Genomic DNA, 17,961 nt, shown 5'->3' with positions numbered 1-17,961 from the left:
GGGTCGCCCCCGGTCCCTTCCGGGCGCCCGGGCCGTCACCATGGACGTATGAAGCAGCCGCGCCCGACCGCCTCCTCCGACGGACCGCCCGACGGCCCGGCCGAAGCCCCGTCCGGCGACCGGGCCGGTGCCGTGGCCGACGACCCGACGGACCGGGCGGACCGGGCCGACAAGGTCGGTGAGGTCGGGGGCTCGGCGGACGTACGGGAGGGCGTTCGGGCAGACCGGACCGGTCCGGCGAGCGATCGGACGACCGACCGGACAACCGACCGGGGTACGCCCGCTACCGGCGGCGGACCGGCCGCCGGTGCCAACGGATCCTCCGGCGGTCCGCTCGGCGCGACCTCCGCCGGTGGTACGGCTGATGGTCCCTCGACGGCCCCCGGGCACGGGTCCGGCGGGTCCGGAACTGGCGGCGGGTCCGGCGGGTCCGGCGCATCCGATGGGTCCGGAACGGGCGGCGGGGCCGGAGCGGGAACCGGGGCCGGTGCGTACGACGACCAGCCCGGCCCGGTCGGCGACGACGGCGGCGGCGGCGTAATCCGCCCCCGGCAGCTCCGCCGGGACGGACGGCAGCGGGTGATCGGCGGGGTCTGCGGCGGCCTCGGCCGGTACTGCGACCTCGACCCGGTGATCTTCCGGGTCGTGCTGGGCGTGCTCGCCGTCACCGGCGGCCTCGGGCTGATCTTCTACGGCTTCGCCTGGCTGCTCGTCCCCGCCGAGGGCGAGGAGGAGTCCGAGGGACGGAAGCTGCTCGGCGGCCGGGTCGACGGCGCGGCGCTGACCGCGGTGTTCCTGGCCCTGATCGGCTGCGGAATCTTCCTGACCCTGCTCAACAACCGCGGCACCCTCGCCTTCGCCGCCCAGCTGGCGATCGCCGCGACCGGGGTCGCCGTCTGGTCCCGGCGGCGTACGGCACCGCCGGAGGGGGCGGTCCGGGCGCCGGGCGCCGGGCCGTCCGCGCACGCCGTCCCGGACGCGCCGCCGGAGACGAAGGCGCCGCCCGCGCCCGACAGCCCGTCCTGGTGGCGCGATCCGCCGGCCCGACCCGGCGCCGACGGCCCGGCGGCCCCCGGCTATCTGTGGGGCCCGGAGGACGCGGACGTCAGCGGCGTCGGCCGGGACAAGAAAAGTGCCGCACGGCGGCCCCGGGACCGGGAGGGTCCCCGTTCCATCGGCGGCACGGTCTTCGGTCTGGCCGCCCTCGCCTGCTATCTCGGGGTCCAGCTGAGCTGGACCCAGCAGCCGCTGGGCATCAGTCTCCAGATCGGCCTCGCGGCGGCGCTCGGGGTGTTCGGCCTCGGCCTGGTGGTCAGCTCATTCCTGGGCCGTACCGGCTTCGGGACGGTCTTCCTCACGGTGGTGACCGCCCTACTGCTGGCCGGAGCGGCGTCCCTGCCCGAGAACATCGGCACCGACTGGCGGCGGACGACCTGGCGGCCCGCGACGGCCGCCGCGGTCGAGACACGGTACGAACTGGGGACCGGGGTCGGCGTACTGGATCTCTCCCGGGTGGCCCTGGCACCCGGCCAGACCCTGACGACTTCGGCCGCGGTGAGCATCGGCAAGGCCGAGGTGATCGTCCCGGCCGGGGTGGAGGTCCGGCTGCGGGCGGAGGCGGGCGTCGGCGACATCAGACTCCCCGGCGATCCGAAGGACGATATCGACATCTCCCCCGGTCAGGAGCGGAACGAGATACTGCCCGCGCCCCGGCCGCCGGGGCCGCCGGGGCCCGGTGCGACGGCGAAGGCGGGTACCGTCGAGTTGTTCGTCCAGGTGAGCGTCGGACAGGTGGAGGTGACCCGTGCCCGTGCCGCGTCCTGACCCGGCCATACGGTCCGCCAAGCCCGGTGCGTCCGGTGCGTCCGCCGGATCCGCCGCGTCCGGTGCGCCCGGCGCGCCAGGCGGGCAAGCGTGCCGTACGTCCGCCTCCGGGCGGTGGCGGATGCTGCACGGCTTCCGCCCCGGCCGGGCCGCCGCCGGTACGGCCGCACTGGTCGCGACGCTGCTCTACGCCGGGGACGCGGCCGGCAGCTGGAGCACCCCGTGGTTCGTGGTCTTCCCGGTGGTCTTCGGCGGTCTCGCGGTCGCGGGCGCGCTGGGCCTGGCCCATTACGGGCTGCGCCGCCGCCGCTCGGCGAGCAGCGCGTCCACCGAGAACAGCGCCGCCCCGCCGAGTACCAGCGGCAGCCAGGCCATCAGATAGACGAGGTCGTTGCCGTAGTAGTACGGCTCGGTCTGCCAGCTGACGGTCAGCCAGAGGCTGGCCGAGATCAGCGCCCCGCCGAGCGCGGCGACCCGGGTCAGCAGACCGAGCAGCGTACCGACGCCGACGGCCAGCTCGCCCCAGGCGATCGCCTTGCCGAAGGCCACGGGGTCCTCCAATCCGATGTCGACCAGCCACGGCACGGCCGAACCGTCCCGGACGGCGTGCATCGTCGCGCCGATCGAGCCGGTGCCCTCGGCGGCCAGAAACGTGCTGTCACCCAGCTTGTCGAGCCCGGCGTAGACGAAGGTCAGACCGAGGAAGATCCGCAGGGGCAGCAGGGCGTGCCGGGCGCCCAGCTCCCGCAGCCGGTCGGCCCGGTGCCGCAACCGGGCGAGCCGGGCACGGAAACCGCCGCCGCTGCCTCCCGTTCCCCCGGCGCCGGGGGAGCCGCTGTCTCCGGTGCCGTACCCCGCCGTGTCATGCCGTGTGTACGCCATCACCCGTACCCTCTCTCCCGCCGGACCGGCTGCCCTGCCGTCGTACCCGGGGGTGCCGTCGCCGACCAGTCGTTACCCATACGTACGGGACGGCCGGACGGCTCACCCGGAGTGTCGCCGGAATTCCCCCGGAAGCACCGCCCGCGCCACGACGGACGGTTCGCCGAGTACGCCGCACACGCCGCGGCCCAGAAACACGGACGCCCCTCGCGGAAGGTTCCGCGAGGGGCGCGCCGGGCGTTCAGGAGGTCGGGGTCACCCCGAAGGGGACGGTCCCGATGCCGGTCCCCGAAGGGCCGGTTCCGGGGTCACTCCCACTCGATGGTCCCCGGGGGCTTGCTGGTGACGTCCAGCACCACCCGGTTGACGTCGGCGACCTCGTTGGTGATCCGGGTCGAGATCCGGGCCAGGACGTCGTACGGCATCCGGGTCCAGTCGGCGGTCATCGCGTCCTCGGAGGAGACCGGGCGGAGCACGATCGGGTGGCCGTAGGTGCGGCCGTCGCCCTGGACTCCGACGCTGCGGACATCGGCGAGCAGGACCACCGGGCACTGCCAGATCTCGCGGTCGAGCCCGGCGGCGGTCAGCTCCTCACGGGCGATGGCGTCGGCCTCGCGCAGCAGGTCGAGCCGGTCGCGGGTGACCTCGCCGACGATCCGGATGCCCAGGCCGGGGCCGGGGAACGGCTGCCGCTGGACGATCTCGTCCGGCAGGCCCAGTTCCTGGCCGACCATCCGGACCTCGTCCTTGAAGAGCTTCCGCAGCGGCTCGATCAGCTGGAACTCCAGGTCCTCCGGGAGTCCGCCGACGTTGTGGTGGGACTTGATGTTGGCCGTGCCGGTACCGCCGCCGGACTCGACGACGTCCGGGTAGAGGGTGCCCTGCACCAGGAAGGCGACATCCTCGCCGTCGGCGGCGCCCTCGGCCACGATCTCGGCCTGGGCCTGCTCGAAGACCCGGATGAACTCCCGGCCGATGATCTTCCGCTTCTCCTCGGGGTCGGAGACCCCGGCGAGCGCGCTCAGGAACCGCTCCTGCGCGTCGACCACCTTCAGCTGGACGCCGGTGGCGGCCACGAAGTCCTTCTCGACCTGCTCGGTCTCACCCTTGCGCATCAGGCCGTGGTCGACGTAGACGCAGGTCAGCTGGTTGCCGATGGCCTTCTGCACAAGAGCGGCGGCCACCGCGGAGTCCACTCCGCCGGAGAGGCCGCAGATGGCGCGCTTGGTGCCGACCTGCTCGCGGACGGCGGCGATCTGCTCCTCGATCACATTGCCGGTGGTCCACGACGGCTCGATGCCCGCGCCCCGGTAGAGGAAGTGCTCCAGGACCTGCTGGCCGTGGGTGGAGTGCAGCACCTCGGGGTGGTACTGCACGCCGTACAGCTTCTTCTCGTCGTTCTCGAAGGCGGCGACGGGCACGACCTCCGTGGACGCGGTCACGGTGAAGCCCTCGGGCGCGGCCGAGCAGGCGTCGCCGTGCGACATCCACACCGACTGCTCGGCGGGGGTGCCCTCGAAAAGCGTCGAGCCGGTCTTGGAGACCGCGAGGGGCGTCCGGCCGTACTCACGGGCGCCCGTGTTGTCGACGGTGCCGCCGAGGGTGGTGGCCATCAGCTGGAAGCCGTAGCACATACCGAAGACGGGGACCCCGGCCTCGAAGATCGACCGGTCGAGCCGGGGCGCGCCGTCGGCGTAGACCGAGGAGGGACCACCGGAGAGGATGATCGCCTTGGGGTTCTTGGCCAGCATCTCGGCCACCGGCATGGTGGACGGGACGATCTCGGAGTAGACCCGGGCCTCACGGACGCGGCGGGCGATGAGCTGGGCGTACTGGGCGCCGAAGTCGACGACGAGTACGACATCTGGCGCGGCGGCGGGCGACACTGAGGACACTGGCGGCCTTCCGGCGGGGGCTGGGCGGGGGGCGTACACCCGATTCTACTGGGGCCGGACGGGCCCTTCGGCCGGACACGGAGGGTGCGGGGACGCCCACGAGGGGTCGGGGGCGGGGCGGGGGCGGTGGGCCCGGGGGCGGGGACGGGGACGGCGGTACGCCGGGGCCGGGGCGGGGACGGGCCGGGGCGGGGACGGGCCGGGGCGGTGGCGCCCCGCACCCGGAGGAAGCGGAACCGCGGCCGGAAGGGTCCGGGGAGGGCGTCCCACGATCCGGGCCGGCTTTGGCCTCGGGTGGGGCCGGGTCCATACTGTCCCCATGCGTCAGCACTCGACCTTCGTCTTTACCTATGGCACCGGCCCGTCCGGCTGCCATGGTCGTGCTGCTTGAGCTACTGACAAGCGACTTCGCCACAGCGCCCCGGGCCGGGAAAAGGCCCGGGGCGCTGTGCAGTTCCGGAGCCGTACCGGACCGGGCGCCCCGATCCTCCGAGGAGCCCACGTGTCCACCACATCCACCACCACGACCACTGTCACCGCCGTCACCTCTGCCACCCCGGTCAGCTCGGCCTCGGCAGCCGCGGCCACCACCGCCGCGTCGGCCGAGGCGACCGGTGCCCGTACCCCCGAGGCGGTCGAACTGATCACCGGCGCCCGGGACCGGATCGACGCCCTGGACGACCGGATCATCGGCCTCGTCCAGGAACGGATGGCGATCTCCGCCGTCATCCAGGACGCCCGGATCGCCTCCGGCGGGCGCCGGGTCAGCCTCTCCCGCGAGATGGAGGTCCTCAGCCACTTCCGGGACGCCCTCGGCAAGCCCGGGACGGCGCTCGCCATGACCGTCCTGGAGCTGTGCCGGGGCCGGATCTGACCCCGGAGGCGGCGGGCGCGGCGCCAGGGCCGCCGCCGCGCCGCCCACTCCCCCGGATCCGCGCGCGGCGTCCGCCGGGCCGCGGCGGCACCGGGGTGCGAACCGCATTTGAGTTCGGGTGCCGTCTCACCCGTACGGCGCGTGACCGCTGGCGACAGGGCTTCGTTGGTCCCGATGTCCGAGCCAGCCAGGCCCGGCCCCGCAGGAAAACCACGCGTGGCTCAGCTGGAGCGTGTGACGTACGCGAGTACGTCGTGGGACCTCGCGCCAGCACGCGTGACCGGTCGGCAGGGGACAGCAGCCCGGTCACCCCGGCGGCCGGTTCCGGGGACGCCCGGAACCGGCCGCGATCCCGTCGGAACGGTTGCGTACGCCGCGGCCGCTCCACCACGATGCCCCACGGGCGCCGGTGCACCGGAGCCCCCATCACCACCGGACCGCCGGACGCGCCCGCACCCGCCCACGCGCGGTGCCGCCCGGCCCCGAGCACGACCGATCCGGTCCGGACGCGCGTCCGTGCCGTGTCACCCGGACCCCCGGCCCGCCGGTCGGCGGCACCGGCCCACCCGATCCACCCGACCCTCCTCCGCGGCGCACCCCCCGGCGCCGCGCTCCGGCACCGACGCAGCCCTGGCGTCGGTGCCGCCCAAGGGCCCCGCGGCGCGCGCCCCGCGGGGCCCTTGCCTTTGCCTTTTCCCGTACGGCTCCGAGCCCGTACGGGACCTGTGCCCTACGGCTCCGATCCCGTACGGCCCGTTTTTCATCTCCCGCGTCCCGTATCCCCCATGCCTCATCCCCCGTCCGCGATACGACGGATCGCGAAGATCACAGCGATGGCACCTATCACGGTGATAGCGGTGATTTATGCCACATAAAGTTCTTGTCAGTTTTCTTACAACCTTCTGACCGGGTGCCGGGTCGAACCGGGCGTATCCGTGGACACACCTATTTCAGGGATCCCACGGAGCACGCGAGTAACCGCGCCTTCCGCAACCCCGCGGAATGCCGCCCCTTCGATCACCGAGGTCCCATGAAGCTCCGCCGTGCCGCGGCCGTCGCCGCCGCGTCCGCCGTCCTGGCCCCCTTGGCCCTGCTCTCCGCCCCGGCCGCCGTTGCCACGGGTGTGACCGATCCCGCGTCCAGCACGAGCACCGGCACCACCGGCTCGGGCTCGAACTCGCCGGAGCCGGGGACGACGGATCCGTCGAAGCAGGAGGGCACCGGCTCCACCGGCGGCACCACCACCCCCGGTACCGGTACCGAGCCGGGCGAGGGTGACAAGGGCGAGCAGGGCGAGCCCGGCAAGGAGACCGGCGGGACCGCGGGGCAGGGCGGGGAGCAGCCGGGCGGCGAGAAGCAGCCCGGTACCGAGACCCCCGGCAAGGGCGAGCAGGGCGAGCCCGGTACCGCGCCCGGCACCGGCGGCCAGCCTCCCAAGGGCTCCGAGGGCGGCACCGGGGAAGAGGCGCCGAACCCGGACGAGTGCACCGAGGGTGACTACGTCGACGGTCTGAAGACGTCCCTGCGCGGCGCGCCCTCGCAGATCGTCGCCGGTGGCGGCTGGCGGAACTTCACCTACCGGATCTCCAACGAGACCGGTAAGGACATCGCCTCCGTCACGGCCGTCCTCGACGCGGACGCCTCCGACGAGAACGGCGAGGACGCCGGCCGTCACATCACCATCGAGGCGAAGTACGACGGCACCTGGGAGAAGTTCGAGATCGGCCAGGGATATCTCGGCGAGGTCGAGGATCTGGGCGATGGTGAATTCGCCGAGGTCGAACTGCGGATGAAGGCCGATGCGAAGGCCCCGGCGGCGACCGGATTCCTGCTGACGATCGGTCTGGTCGTCAACCAGAACGGCAGCTGCGATTTCGGTGAGCCGGTCGACTACGAGTTCGAGGTCCTTCCGGTCGGCGGCAAGCCGGACGACAAGGAGGCCGAGGGCAAGCCGGGCAAGAACAAGCCCGGTTCGTCGGACGGCTCCGGCAAGAACGACTCCGGTAAGAACACCGCGCCGCAGGGCGAGCGCAAGGAGGTGCCGGTGACCGGCAACCTCGCGCAGACCGGTTCCTCCGACGTCCTCCCGGTGATCGGGATCGCGGGCGGTATCGCGATCGTCGCCGGTGCCGGTGTCGTCTTCGCGCTCAAGCGCCGCCGGGACGGTGCCACGGCCTGACGTCCGGGCCCATGAACCGGTGGGGCCGCTGCGCTCGGAGGGGGGCGCAGCGGCCCCACCGCCTTTTCCGGATTCCGTACGCCGTTTCGAGCCCGCACGCCTCCCTCCCCGCCGCTACGTCCCCGGGTCCGTATGCTTCCCGGGTCGTACGTCTCCCGGGTCGTATGTCTCCTGGCCGGTGCGTCCCCCGGGCTGTACGTCTCCCTACGACCCCGCGCCCGGTCTCCGGGCTTCCGGCTTCCGGCCGCCGGGCCCCGCGTCCGGCTCCGAATCCGGCCCCCGCTCCGGCTTCGGCTTCGGCTTCGGCGGCGGGACGGCCGGTATCCCCAGGAACGGCAGCCGCAGCGCGCCGAACGCGGCCTCCGGCACCACCGGTGACTCGGGGGCCACCGGCGCGAGCCGGACGTACGGCTCGCCCTGCGCCGGGCGGGGGTCCTCCTCGCCAAGGTTCGGCCAGAGGGACATCGCCCGCTCGGCCTGGGCGGTGATCGTCAGCGACGGGTTCACCCCTGGATTGGCGGTGACGGCGGCGCCGTCCACGACCGAGAGGCCGGGGTAGCCGTAAACCCGGTGGTACGGATCGATCACCCCCGACGCGGCGTCCGCGCCGATCGGGCAGCCGCCCAGGAAATGCGCGGTCATCGGCATGCCCAGCAGCTCACCGATGTTCGAGCCCGCGAAGCCGTTGATCTCCTCGGCCAGGACGCTCGCGGCCCGGGTGGCCTCGGCGATCTGTGTCGGATTGGGCGCGCCGTGCCCCTGCCGGGCGGTCAGCAGCCCCTTTCCCGGGCCCGATCGCCGCCGGTAGGCGATGAGGGAGTTGTCCACCGACTGCATCACCAGCCAGATCAGGGTCTTCTCGGACCAGCGGCGGTACGAGAGGGATCGCGCGGCGACCGTGGGGCGGCGGACCATTCCGGCCAACCAGCCCGCGACCCGGCCGCGCCCGCCTCGTCGACCACCCGGACCACCGGATCCACCTGAACCGCCGGGGCGGTACGGCACCTGGAGGGTCGTCAGCAGCCCCATGGCGTTGGAGCCGCGTCCGTACCGCGCGGGCTGGATATGGGTGTGCTCGTCGGGGTGGACGGACGAGGTGATGGCGACGCCCCGGGTGAAGTCCACCCGGGGCGTACCGTGGCGCGCGCGATAGCGCCGGTCGTCGGTGCGCGCCCCCACCAGGGCCTCGGAGTTGGTCCGGGTCAGTTCGCCCAGCCGGGCGGAGAGCCGGGGCAGGGCGCCCGTGTCCCGCATCCGGTGGAGCAGAGTCTGGGTGCCGTACGTCCCGGCGGCGACCACGACCCGGCGGGCCCGGAACACCCGGCCCCGGCCCTTGCGCGGCCGGTCGGTGGGGAGGGTGCCGACTGCGTAGCCGCCCCGGCCGTCCTCGGTGAGGGTGCGGACGGTGGTCATGGGGTGGATCACGGCTCCGGCGCGCTCGGCGAGATAGAGGTAGTTCTCGCCGAGGGTGTTCTTGGCGCCGTGCCGACAGCCGGTCATGCACTCGCCGCACTGGACGCAGGCCCGGCGGGTCGGGCCCGTACCGCCGAAGTACGGGTCGGGGGCCTCGTCGCCCGGGGCGGCCCGTACTCCGGCGCCCCGGTCGCTGCCGTCATCGCCGTCGCCGAAGAAGACACCGACCGGGGCCATGTGGAAGGTGTCGCCGATGCCCATCGCGTCGGCGGTGGCCTTGAGATGGACGTCGGCGGCGGTGGTCGTGGTGTTCAGCCGGCCGCCGAGCATTCGTCGCGCCTGGTCGTAGTAGGGGCCGAGTTCGTGCTCCCAGTCGGTGATGTCCTGCCACTGCGGGTCGCGGAAGAACGCCGGGGGCGGGATGTAGAGGGTGTTGGCGTAGTTCAGGGAGCCGCCGCCGACCCCGGCGCCCGCGAGGACCATCACCTTGCCGAGGAGGTGGACGCGCTGGATGCCGTAGAGGCCGAGCGCCGGGGCCCACAGGAAGTTCCGCAGGTCCCAGGAGTTACGGGGCAGGGTCGCGCGGGTGAAGCGGCGCCCGGCTTCGAGGACGCCGACCCGGTAGCCCTTCTCGGTGAGCCGGAGGGCGGCTACCGCGCCCCCGAAGCCGGAGCCGATGACGATCACGTCGTAGTCGTCATCGACGTCGTATGCGTCGTTGTGTTCGTCGTCGTACGTCTCGTCGCCGCTCGCGGGTTCGTCGGCCGGACGGGCAGGGGGTACCGCGGACATGGCTCTCCTCCATACGGAACGACCGGCCTCTCGGGCGGGGCCGGGACACGGTGTCAGAGGCGGGGACCTCCGCCGGGGTACGGGGTCGGTGTCAGGGACCGGGCCCGGGATCCAGCACCGGGCCTCGGTCCTCGTCGGACCTCCCCCGCCCCGTCAGCGGAGCCGGAACACCTTCATCAACCTCAGGGACCGGTTCATCAGGTCCGCGTACTTCTCGTCGTCCATCCCGAACGCCGGGCCCATCGGCATCACCCGCTGCTGCGAAACGGTCTGGGCCTCCGTGTACTTGAGGATGCCCTCCGAGCCGTGCCGCCGCCCCAGACCGGAGTCCTTCATCCCGCCCATCGGGGACTGCACACTGCCGTAGGTCGGGGCGTACCCCTCGTTGATATTGACCGTGCCGGTCCGCAGCCGGGTCGCGACGGCATGCCCCCGCCTGCCGTCCCGGGTCCAGACGCTGGCATTGAGGCCGTACGGGGTGGCGTTGGCGCGCTCGATCACCTCGTCCTCGTCGGAGAACCGGTAGACCGAGACCACCGGGCCGAAGGTCTCCTCGGCGCAGACGGCCATCGGCTCCTCGACGCCCTCCAGCACGGTCGGCTCGTAGAACAGCGGGCCGATGTCGGGCCTGGCGACTCCGCCCGCGAGTACGGTCGCGCCCTTGGCCACGGCCTCGTCGACATGGCGGACCACGGTCGCCAGCTGCCGCTCGCCGACGAGGGAGCCCATTTCGGCGCCGTACGCGAGGGAATCGCCGAGGCGCATCGCCTTCGTCCGGGCGACGAACCGCTCGATGAAGACGTCGGCGACGGACTCGTGGACGTAGAGCCGCTCGATGGAGATACAGAGCTGCCCGGCGGAGGAGAAACAGGCCCGGATCGCGCCCGCGGCGGCCCGTTCGACATCGGCGTCGGCGAGGACGAGCATGGCGTTCTTGCCGCCGAGTTCGAGGGAGCAGCCGACCAGCCGCTCCGCGGCACCCCGGGCGACCTCGCGGCCGGTCCGGGTCGAGCCGGTGAAGGAGACGTAGTCCGCGTGCCGGACGACCTCGGGGCCGACCACCGGGCCCTCGCCCAGGACGACCTGGAAGACGTCGGCGGGCAGCCCGGCCTCGATCAGCAGATCGCGGGCCCACAGGGCGGTGAGGGCGGTCTCCGTGTCCGGCTTCATCACCACCGCGTTCCCGGCGACGAACGCGGGCAGCGCGTCGCCGACGGAAAGCTCCAGCGGGTAGTTCCACGGCGCGATCTGGCCGACGACGCCGCGCGGCTGGCGCAGTTCGGTGGTCTTGGTCAGCACGGGGACGACCCCGGTATGCCGCCGGGGCCTCAGATAGGCGGTGGCCCGTCGGCCGTAGTGCCGGGCGGCGACGGCGACGGCCTGGATCTCCTCATGGGCGTGCAGCCGGGCCTTGCCGGTCTCCAGCTGGATCAGATCGAGGACCTCGGCCTGCCGCTCCAGCACCAGATCGTGGAAGCGGAGCAGTACGGCGGCCCGGGTCCGGACCGGCACGGCGGCCCACACCGGCTGGGCGGCCCGGGCCCGCCGGAACGCCTCCGCCACGTCGTCCGGGGTGGACTCGGGCAGATCGGCCAGCTTCTCCCCGGTGAAGGGGGTGTGGTTGGCCGTCCGCCCGGAGCCGACGACGCCCCGCGTGAGCTGGGCCACCACCTCGGGGGTGACCACATCCGCGGCGGTGCGGACACCGGTCGGCGCGGTGGCTCGGGGGTTGGTTCCGACAGGGGCGGCGGGGGCCTTCACGTCCGTCATGGGACCCACGGTATTCCTCCTCCGACTCTTTGGGTACCGGCCGGTAACACCTTTGGCCGGACCCGCACCCGGGCCCGGCGGACCGACACCGCATCGGTCCTGATCAGCGGGTTGTTCGAAAATTCGGACGAGAGTGATCACGCCGGGACGCCCGGGGCCCCTGGGATCCACGGGGTTCTCAGCAGCCTCACGCGCCGGAGAGGCCGGACCCCCGGGGGGGGCGGGGGTAGGGCGGCTGCGGCGGCGGGGCCCGGCATCCGACTCCATGGGATCACCGCGGACCTATCGGTGGCGTATCGAAAAATCGAGACGCTGACGGAATGCGCTGTGCCGTTCACTCAAAGCGATGGAACACGGCCGACCGGGCAGACGGGCGGACTCCGATGAGTCCCCGGATGCCCGGTGCGACCGGTACAACCGGTCGATCGACGGCCTCCCCCTCCGAGCCGAGGAGTCTCCTTGCACCAGACCACGCGCCAGCCCATGAGCCGACGGATCACCGCCTGCCTCGCGGCGGTCGCCGCGTCGGGAATCGTCTTGACCACGGCGCCTTCGGCGTCCGCGATCGTCGGCGGAACACCGGTGCCGAACGGTAAGTACTCCTATGTCGTCCAGCTCGAACAGCGGAATGCGGACGGGACATGGGGCCACTTCTGCGGCGCGGCACTCATCGACGAGCGGGTCGTCGCCACGGCCGCGCACTGTTCCAAGTGGGTCGAGTCGGGCCATATCAAGATGCGGGTAGTCCTGGGCCGGGCCGACATGAACAGCCCCCGGGGCACGGTGGTGAACGACGACGCGTTCACCGTCTACAGCCACCCCGAGTTCTCGACCGCGACCAATACCGACCTCGGCCTCATCGTGCTCGACCGGCCCGTCCGGCAGCGGGCCGCGTCCCTTCCCCCGGCGGGCAGCCGCCCCGAGCCGGGACGCGTCCTCCAGGCGGCGGGCTGGGGCCGGACCGTCCTCGAGGACGTCGACAGCAAGCCGTCCCGCATGCGTGAAGCGGCGCTCTCGGTACAGGAGTTCGACACCGAGGGCGGCATGTGGGACAAGGAGTTCCTGTGCGCGGGCACCGAACAGAAGCGGGTCGGACCCGGCGACAGCGGAGGCCCCTTGTTCGCCCCGTCGAAGTCCGGAAAGGCCGTGGTTCACGGCCTGGTGACCGGGGACACCAACACCTGTACGAGCCTCTTCACCAATCTGGCCGACCCGGCGATATGGCAGCCCTTCCGGGGACCGCTCGCCTCCCACGGCCTGTCGCACGTCCCCCCGAAGGGCGCCCGCAACTGATCTGACCGGGGGTTAGGGTCTGGCAGGAGGTACGGGACATGAGTTTTCGACTGGCGGCGTATGCCGTATGTGTCACCGACGGACGGGTACTGCTCGCCCGGCACGTCGCACCGACGGGCGACACCTGGACCCTGCCGGGCGGCCGGGTCGAACAAGGCGAGGATCCTTTCGACACGGTGATCCGGGAAGTCGCCGAGGAGACCGGTTGCACCGCCGTGGTCGAACGCCTGCTGGGCGTGGACTCCCGAATCATCCCCGCCGCCGAACGCCGGATACCCGGCTCGCCGGAGCATCAGAACGTCGGGATCTTCTACCAGGTCCGGATCACCGGTGGCCGACTCCGCCCCGAGCCGAACGGCGAGACGGCGGAGTCGGTCTGGACCCCCTTCGCCGATGTCCCCGGCCTGCGCCGGTCGTCACTGGTCGACATCGGCCTCACCCTCGCCCGAACTCTCCCGGCGACGGGCCATGTCGCCCCGGTCCCGGTCGGCGGCCTGATCCAGCACTGATCCGCCGATACTGATGATGTGCTCGGGGCAGGTGACGCGCCCGGGCCCGACCTCGACGGGCACGGTCGTCGTCCGCCCGCAGACACCGCACCGGGCGGTATCGGGCTCCGGTGGTCCGGTGAGGAGCCCGTCGCGGCTCCTTACGCTCCGCCCCTACAGGCCCTCGATCTTCAGGTTCGCCACGATGCCCTCGAACAGGCGGTCGCCCTCCTTCGCCGCCCAGCCGTCGGAGGGGCCCGCGACGCGGAGCCACCAGTAGACCTCGGGGCCCGGCCCTTCGGTGGTGACGACGAGTTCGCGCCAGCGCTTGCGGACCTGCTCTTCCTCCGGGCCCGAGGCGTAGTACGGGGAGAAGGTGACGGTGGAGTCGAAGGCGTTCACGCCCTGGTGGGTGGTCTCCTGGACTGTGACCGACTGGTCCTTCATATCGCGGCCGTCCTTGCCGCCCCGTTCGTAGAACTGGCGCCAGGCCGTGGGGGTCGCCTTGCGTTTGTCGCCGGGCTCGGAGGGGTCGACCTTCTCCAGGTAGACCCGGAAGACGCCGCTGGGGTCGTAGTACGTGACCTCGGCTTCGGTGGAGTCCTGGACGCGGCGGTAGTCGGAGGGGACGGCCACCGAGGCGGACAGCACCTCGCGGTCGTTGCGGACCTCCCAGCCGTCGGGGAGTGTTCCGTCGTCGGTGCCGCCGAAGGGCTTGAGGACGACCAGGACCAGCGCGGCGGCGAGTGCCAGCGCGCCGCCCGCCAGGCCGAATCCGGCCTTCCGGTTGCCTTGGAGGGCAGGCGGCACCCACCGGCCGCCCTTCGTTGCCGGGGCCTCGGGGGCCGGGGCGGGTACGGGGGCGGGGTGGCTGCCGAACCGTACCGTCGGGTCGTACGCGACCGGTGTCGGCCGGGCGGGCTGGACCGGCTGGGGCGGGCGGGCCACGGACTCCAGGACCTGACGGATCTCCGCCGCGCCGGGGCGCAGCGCCGGGTCTTTGCGGAGTATCCGGCCGATCAGGTCGGCGAAGGGGCCCGTGCCCCGGGACGGCGCGGCGGGTTCGGTCGAGAGGACGGCCTGGAGGGTGGCCGGGGCGTTGGCCCGGCGGAACGGTGAGACGCCCTCGACCACGGTGTAGAGCACGACTCCGAGGGACCAGAGGTCCGACGCGGGGCCGGGGCGCTGGCCCAGCACCCGTTCCGGGGCGACGTACTCGGGAGAACCGACGAACGCGCCGGTCTCCGTGAGTCCCTGCTCGCCCTCGACCCGGGCGATGCCGAAGTCGGTGAGGACCACCCGCTCGTCACCGGCCGGGCCCTCGCCCCCGCCGAGCAGGACGTTGTCCGGTTTGACGTCCCGGTGGAGCACTCCGGCGGCGTGTGCGGCCTCCAGCGCGCCGAGGACGGCGAGTCCGATCCGGGCCGCCTCGCGGACGTCGAGGGTGCCGTCGGCCAGCCGGACGGCCAGCGACTGGCCGCGTACCCACTCCATGACCAGCCACGGCCTGCCGTCCTCCACGACGACGTCGTGCACGGTGACGACGGCCGGGTGGTCGATCCTGGCGGCGGCGCGGGCCTCGCGCCGCATCCGCAGATGGACCGTCTCGCGTTCGGCGGCGGGGAGGGACTCGGGGACCCGGGGTTCCTTGACCGCGACCTGACGGTCGACGGTCTCGTCATGGGCCCGCCAGACGGTGCCCATACCGCCGTGGCCGAGCCGGGACACCAGCCGGTAGCGGCCGCCGATCAGCCGCCCGGTGACCGGGTCGGCGCCGCCCCCGGCGGGCTGGGAGGCGGGCGCGGCCCCGGACGGAGCGCCGGGCGCGGGCGGGGCTACCGGGGATACCGGCGCGGGCCCGGCGTCCGACGGTTCGGAGCGGGGCGCGGGCGCGACGGGGCGTACGGCGGCCGAGGGGTCGGGCGACATGGCCGGAGTCCGGTCCGGGGCGGGTGCCCCGGGTGCCTGCGGTGGCCTGAGGTCGTAACTGGTGGGCTCGGCCGCCCGGCGTCCGTCGTTCGTCATGCCCACATCCTCTGTGGCGATTGTGGCCGGATGCCACCCCTGCCCCGGCTGGATGCGGAGCCGTGACAAGACCGGGACCCGGGGGCGCCTCCCCGGGGCCTGGTCGCGGGAGCCGGGGTCACCGGTCGGCGGGGCCCTGCCAGCTCTTCCGTATCGTCTCGAAGTCCGTCCGGGTCTTCTCGCGGCTCTCGACGGGCCCGGCGAGGAAGATCGCGTACTCCGTTCCGGCGGCGTCCACATACAGCTGGTCGGCTCCGTAGCGGGGTCCGGGGGAGCCGGTCTTCTCGGTCCAGGTGAACTTCAGCACGGCGGCGTTCTGGTGCCCCCGGAACGTGTCCCGTTCCAGGGTCACCCGCTCGTAGTCCGGCAGCTGCCGCAAGCTCTTCTCCAGTACCAGCGCGTGTTCGTACTGGTCCATGAACTTCGGGGCCTTGTTGATATTGATCCGGAGCAGATGGCGGCCACCGTCGGGCGAGTAGTCGACCTGGCCCTCCTTCGCCGCGATCCGCTGCCAGTCCTTCGGCATCACGAGGGAGAAGCCGAGGGGGTCCTCGACCCGCTTCCAGCCCGGCGGGACCTCTCCGGCCGGATCGGCGTCGGTGTCGGAGCCGTTGCCGGGAACGGAGCCGGAGTCGGTTTCGGGCTTCTTATCGGGTTCGGTGGAGGCGAGCGGCTTCCCGGCGCCCTGGCCGGAGCCGTCGGCACCGGCGGTCGCGGCCGTGGGGGTACGGGTGCCCGTCCCGTTCTTCTCGTCGTCGCCGTCCGCGTACCGCATCGCGACGATTCCGGCGGTGGCGCCGACGATCGCGGAGAGCGCGACCACGGCCGCGACCAGGCGGGTCCGCCCGCGCTTCCGGCCTCCGCCGGTGCCCTTCGCGTTCCGTTTCCGGCCCCGGCCGCCGCCCGCCGGGGATCCGGTGTCCGGGCCGGTCTGCGGGACCGCGTTCGGGGTCGTCACAGAAGTCCCGGGCGCCCCGGGCGTGCCGGTGGCCGCAATGGGCGCGGGGGCCAGGGGTGTCGACGAGGTCGCGGACGTGCCGGGGAGGGCGGTTCCGGAGGCGCCGGTTCCCGAACCGGCGAGAGACCCGGGGGCGGCGTCGGCTGCCTGCCCGTCACCGGGGCCGAACGGGCCGCCGGGGCCCGCGTACTCGGGCGAGCCCACCGCCCCGCCCGGCCGGAAGTAGTCACCGGTACCGGCTGGGCCAGACGAACCCGCGGTACCGCCGGAGCCGTACGGGTCGCCGTACCGGCCCTGGTCGGCGGCGTCGAACAGGCCGCCGGAGCCCGCCGGAACGGCCGTACCGGACGAGTCCGCGAACGAGCCGCCGCCGGAACCGTGGGGTCCGCCACCGGGCGCACCGGACCCACCCGGCGCGCGGGTTCCGCCGGACCCGAAGCCGGTGCCGAAGCCTGTCCCGAAGCCGGGCTCGGGCGGGAGCACGGCCGTGGAGACCGCGGTCGTCCCCTCGGAGCCGCCCGTTCCCGCCCGCTCCAGCTCGGCGACGGCCGCCGCCAGCATCCGGGCCGCTTCCGCCGCGTCCGGCCGGGCCTCCGGTTCCTTCGCCAGCAGGGCCATCACCACCGGGCCCAGCGCACCGGCCCCGCGCGGCATTTCGGGCTCCTCGGCGACGACCGCCCGCATCGTGCCCAGCGGGGACGTCCGGCGGAACGGCGACTCGCCGGTCACCGCGGAGTACAGGGTCACGCCCAGGGACCACAGATCGCAGGCGGGCCCGGGGTCGCCGCCCCTGACCCGTTCGGGGGCGACGTAGTCGATGGAGCCGACGATCTCGCCGGTCCTGGTGATGGTCGAGTCGCCCTCGATCACGGCGATACCGAAGTCGGTGAGGAGTACGCCGCCGTCCCGGGCCAGCAGCACATTGGCCGGTTTCACATCGCGGTGGAGCACTCCGGCGGCGTGCGCGGCGCCCAGCGCGTCGAGGACGCGCTGCCCGATCCGCGCGGTCTCCAGCGCGGGCAGCCCGCCGGACTCCTTGGCGGCGTCGGCGAGGGACGAGCCCTCGACGTACTGCATCACGATCCACGGCCGGTCGTCGTGTTCCAGAACGTCGTGGACGGTGACGACCCCGGGGTGGGTTATTCGGGCGGCGGCCCTGGCCTCCTTCTGCGTCCGGGCGTGCAGCCGGGCCCGGTCCGACTCGGAGACGTACATTCCGGCGGTCAGTTCCTTGACCGCGACCACCCGGTGCAGCACCTCGTCACGGGCGCGCCAGACCCGGCCCATGCCGCCCCTGCCGATGGACTCGCCCAGCCGGTACCGCCCGGCGAGTACGACTCCCTCGCCCGTGTTCCTCGTGTTCTCCACGTGCCCGACGTCTCCCCGCCCCGTTCTCCGTACGCTGACCGCCCCGTTGTGGCCCCGTCGCCCCGTCCCACACCCTGTCATGCCGCTCCGGCTCCCGGAACGGCCGCCCACCGCCCGGACCCCGGAATCCGGGCCATGGAAGGGGACGACGAGAAGGACGGGGCGGTTCCTGACGGGTGCTCCGCCGATGGGCCGGAGTG

At 73.2% G+C, this 17,961-nt stretch carries 12 protein-coding genes; 6 read left to right on the top strand and 6 right to left on the bottom strand.

Features of this window, described 5'->3' with window-relative positions:
• Positions 1-48: 48 nt before the first annotated feature.
• Both AB0G74_RS22745 and AB0G74_RS22740 read left to right on the top strand, forming a co-directional pair.
• A complete protein-coding gene (locus AB0G74_RS22745) occupies positions 49-1,824 on the top strand; it encodes a PspC domain-containing protein (protein WP_361149077.1) in 1,776 nt (591 codons plus the stop codon).
• Entirely contained in the window at positions 1,811-2,206 is a 396-nt protein-coding gene (locus tag AB0G74_RS22740) for a hypothetical protein (protein ID WP_361149074.1), read from the top strand. The genes AB0G74_RS22745 and AB0G74_RS22740 overlap by 14 nt, the downstream gene beginning before the upstream one ends.
• On the opposite strand, the gene AB0G74_RS22735 is transcribed toward AB0G74_RS22740, so the two are convergent.
• Both AB0G74_RS22735 and guaA read right to left on the bottom strand, forming a co-directional pair.
• Complete coding sequence (locus AB0G74_RS22735; protein WP_361149071.1) at positions 2,113-2,706, bottom strand: DoxX family protein; 594 nt, start codon at positions 2,704-2,706, stop codon at positions 2,113-2,115. The two genes, AB0G74_RS22740 and AB0G74_RS22735, sit on opposite strands and share 94 nt — an antisense overlap.
• A 308-nt stretch (positions 2,707-3,014) precedes the next feature.
• Positions 3,015-4,601, bottom strand: a complete 1,587-nt coding sequence (guaA, locus tag AB0G74_RS22730; RefSeq protein WP_361149068.1) for a glutamine-hydrolyzing GMP synthase — start codon at positions 4,599-4,601, stop codon at positions 3,015-3,017.
• A gap of 502 nt (positions 4,602-5,103) precedes the next feature.
• Here guaA and AB0G74_RS22725 point away from each other — a divergent pair.
• Together AB0G74_RS22725 and AB0G74_RS22720 are read left to right on the top strand one after the other, a co-directional pair.
• Entirely contained in the window at positions 5,104-5,475 is a 372-nt protein-coding gene (locus AB0G74_RS22725; protein WP_361149066.1) for a chorismate mutase, read from the top strand.
• Between the two features lie 1,030 nt (positions 5,476-6,505).
• Positions 6,506-7,654 carry an LPXTG cell wall anchor domain-containing protein gene (locus AB0G74_RS22720; RefSeq protein ID WP_361149064.1) on the top strand — a complete coding sequence of 383 codons (1,149 nt, stop codon included), beginning with the start codon at positions 6,506-6,508 and terminating at the stop codon, positions 7,652-7,654.
• 204 nt (positions 7,655-7,858) lie between these two features.
• On the opposite strand, the gene AB0G74_RS22715 is transcribed toward AB0G74_RS22720, so the two are convergent.
• Positions 7,859-9,859 carry a GMC oxidoreductase gene (locus AB0G74_RS22715; protein WP_361149061.1) on the bottom strand — a complete coding sequence of 667 codons (2,001 nt, stop codon included), beginning with the start codon at positions 9,857-9,859 and terminating at the stop codon, positions 7,859-7,861.
• Between the two features lie 153 nt (positions 9,860-10,012).
• Entirely contained in the window at positions 10,013-11,629 is a 1,617-nt protein-coding gene (locus AB0G74_RS22710) for a succinic semialdehyde dehydrogenase (RefSeq protein WP_361149059.1), read from the bottom strand.
• Positions 11,630-12,088: 459 nt separating this feature from the next.
• Between AB0G74_RS22710 and AB0G74_RS22705 the strand changes: the two genes are divergently transcribed.
• Positions 12,089-12,922 (top strand): serine protease, encoded by an 834-nt coding sequence (locus tag AB0G74_RS22705; RefSeq protein ID WP_361149057.1) that lies wholly within the window; start codon positions 12,089-12,091, stop codon positions 12,920-12,922.
• Positions 12,923-12,960: 38 nt separating this feature from the next.
• Positions 12,961-13,431 (top strand): NUDIX domain-containing protein, encoded by a 471-nt coding sequence (locus AB0G74_RS22700; RefSeq protein ID WP_361149055.1) that lies wholly within the window; start codon positions 12,961-12,963, stop codon positions 13,429-13,431.
• Positions 13,432-13,584: 153 nt separating this feature from the next.
• Here the strand turns inward: AB0G74_RS22700 and AB0G74_RS22695 are convergent, their stop codons facing one another.
• Positions 13,585-15,435: a serine/threonine-protein kinase gene (locus AB0G74_RS22695; protein WP_361149052.1), complete on the bottom strand. Its 1,851-nt coding sequence runs from the start codon at positions 15,433-15,435 to the stop codon at positions 13,585-13,587.
• A 118-nt stretch (positions 15,436-15,553) separates the two neighbouring features.
• Positions 15,554-17,761, bottom strand: a complete 2,208-nt coding sequence (locus tag AB0G74_RS22690) for a protein kinase (protein ID WP_361149050.1) — start codon at positions 17,759-17,761, stop codon at positions 15,554-15,556.
• Positions 17,762-17,961 lie beyond the last annotated feature (200 nt).

It is taken from the genome of Streptomyces sp. NPDC020875, assembly GCF_040641415.1.
In the GTDB taxonomy this organism is placed as follows: domain Bacteria; phylum Actinomycetota; class Actinomycetes; order Streptomycetales; family Streptomycetaceae; genus Streptomyces.
The sequence above is the reverse complement of the archived record's forward strand: the minus strand, read 5'-3'. Positions and strand labels throughout refer to the sequence as shown.

Bases quoted from the DNA above. Each gene is read 5' to 3' on its own strand.
- AB0G74_RS22700 (WP_361149055.1), top strand. From the start codon at position 12,961: ATGAGTTTTCGACTGGCGGCGTATGCCGTATGTGTCACCGACGGACGG.
- AB0G74_RS22745 (WP_361149077.1), top strand. From the start codon at position 49: ATGAAGCAGCCGCGCCCGACCGCCTCCTCCGACGGACCGCCCGACGGC.
- AB0G74_RS22695 (WP_361149052.1), bottom strand. From the start codon at position 15,435: ATGACGAACGACGGACGCCGGGCGGCCGAGCCCACCAGTTACGACCTC.
- AB0G74_RS22715 (WP_361149061.1), bottom strand. From the start codon at position 9,859: ATGTCCGCGGTACCCCCTGCCCGTCCGGCCGACGAACCCGCGAGCGGC.
- AB0G74_RS22710 (WP_361149059.1), bottom strand. From the start codon at position 11,629: ATGACGGACGTGAAGGCCCCCGCCGCCCCTGTCGGAACCAACCCCCGA.
- AB0G74_RS22735 (WP_361149071.1), bottom strand. From the start codon at position 2,706: ATGGCGTACACACGGCATGACACGGCGGGGTACGGCACCGGAGACAGC.
- AB0G74_RS22720 (WP_361149064.1), top strand. From the start codon at position 6,506: ATGAAGCTCCGCCGTGCCGCGGCCGTCGCCGCCGCGTCCGCCGTCCTG.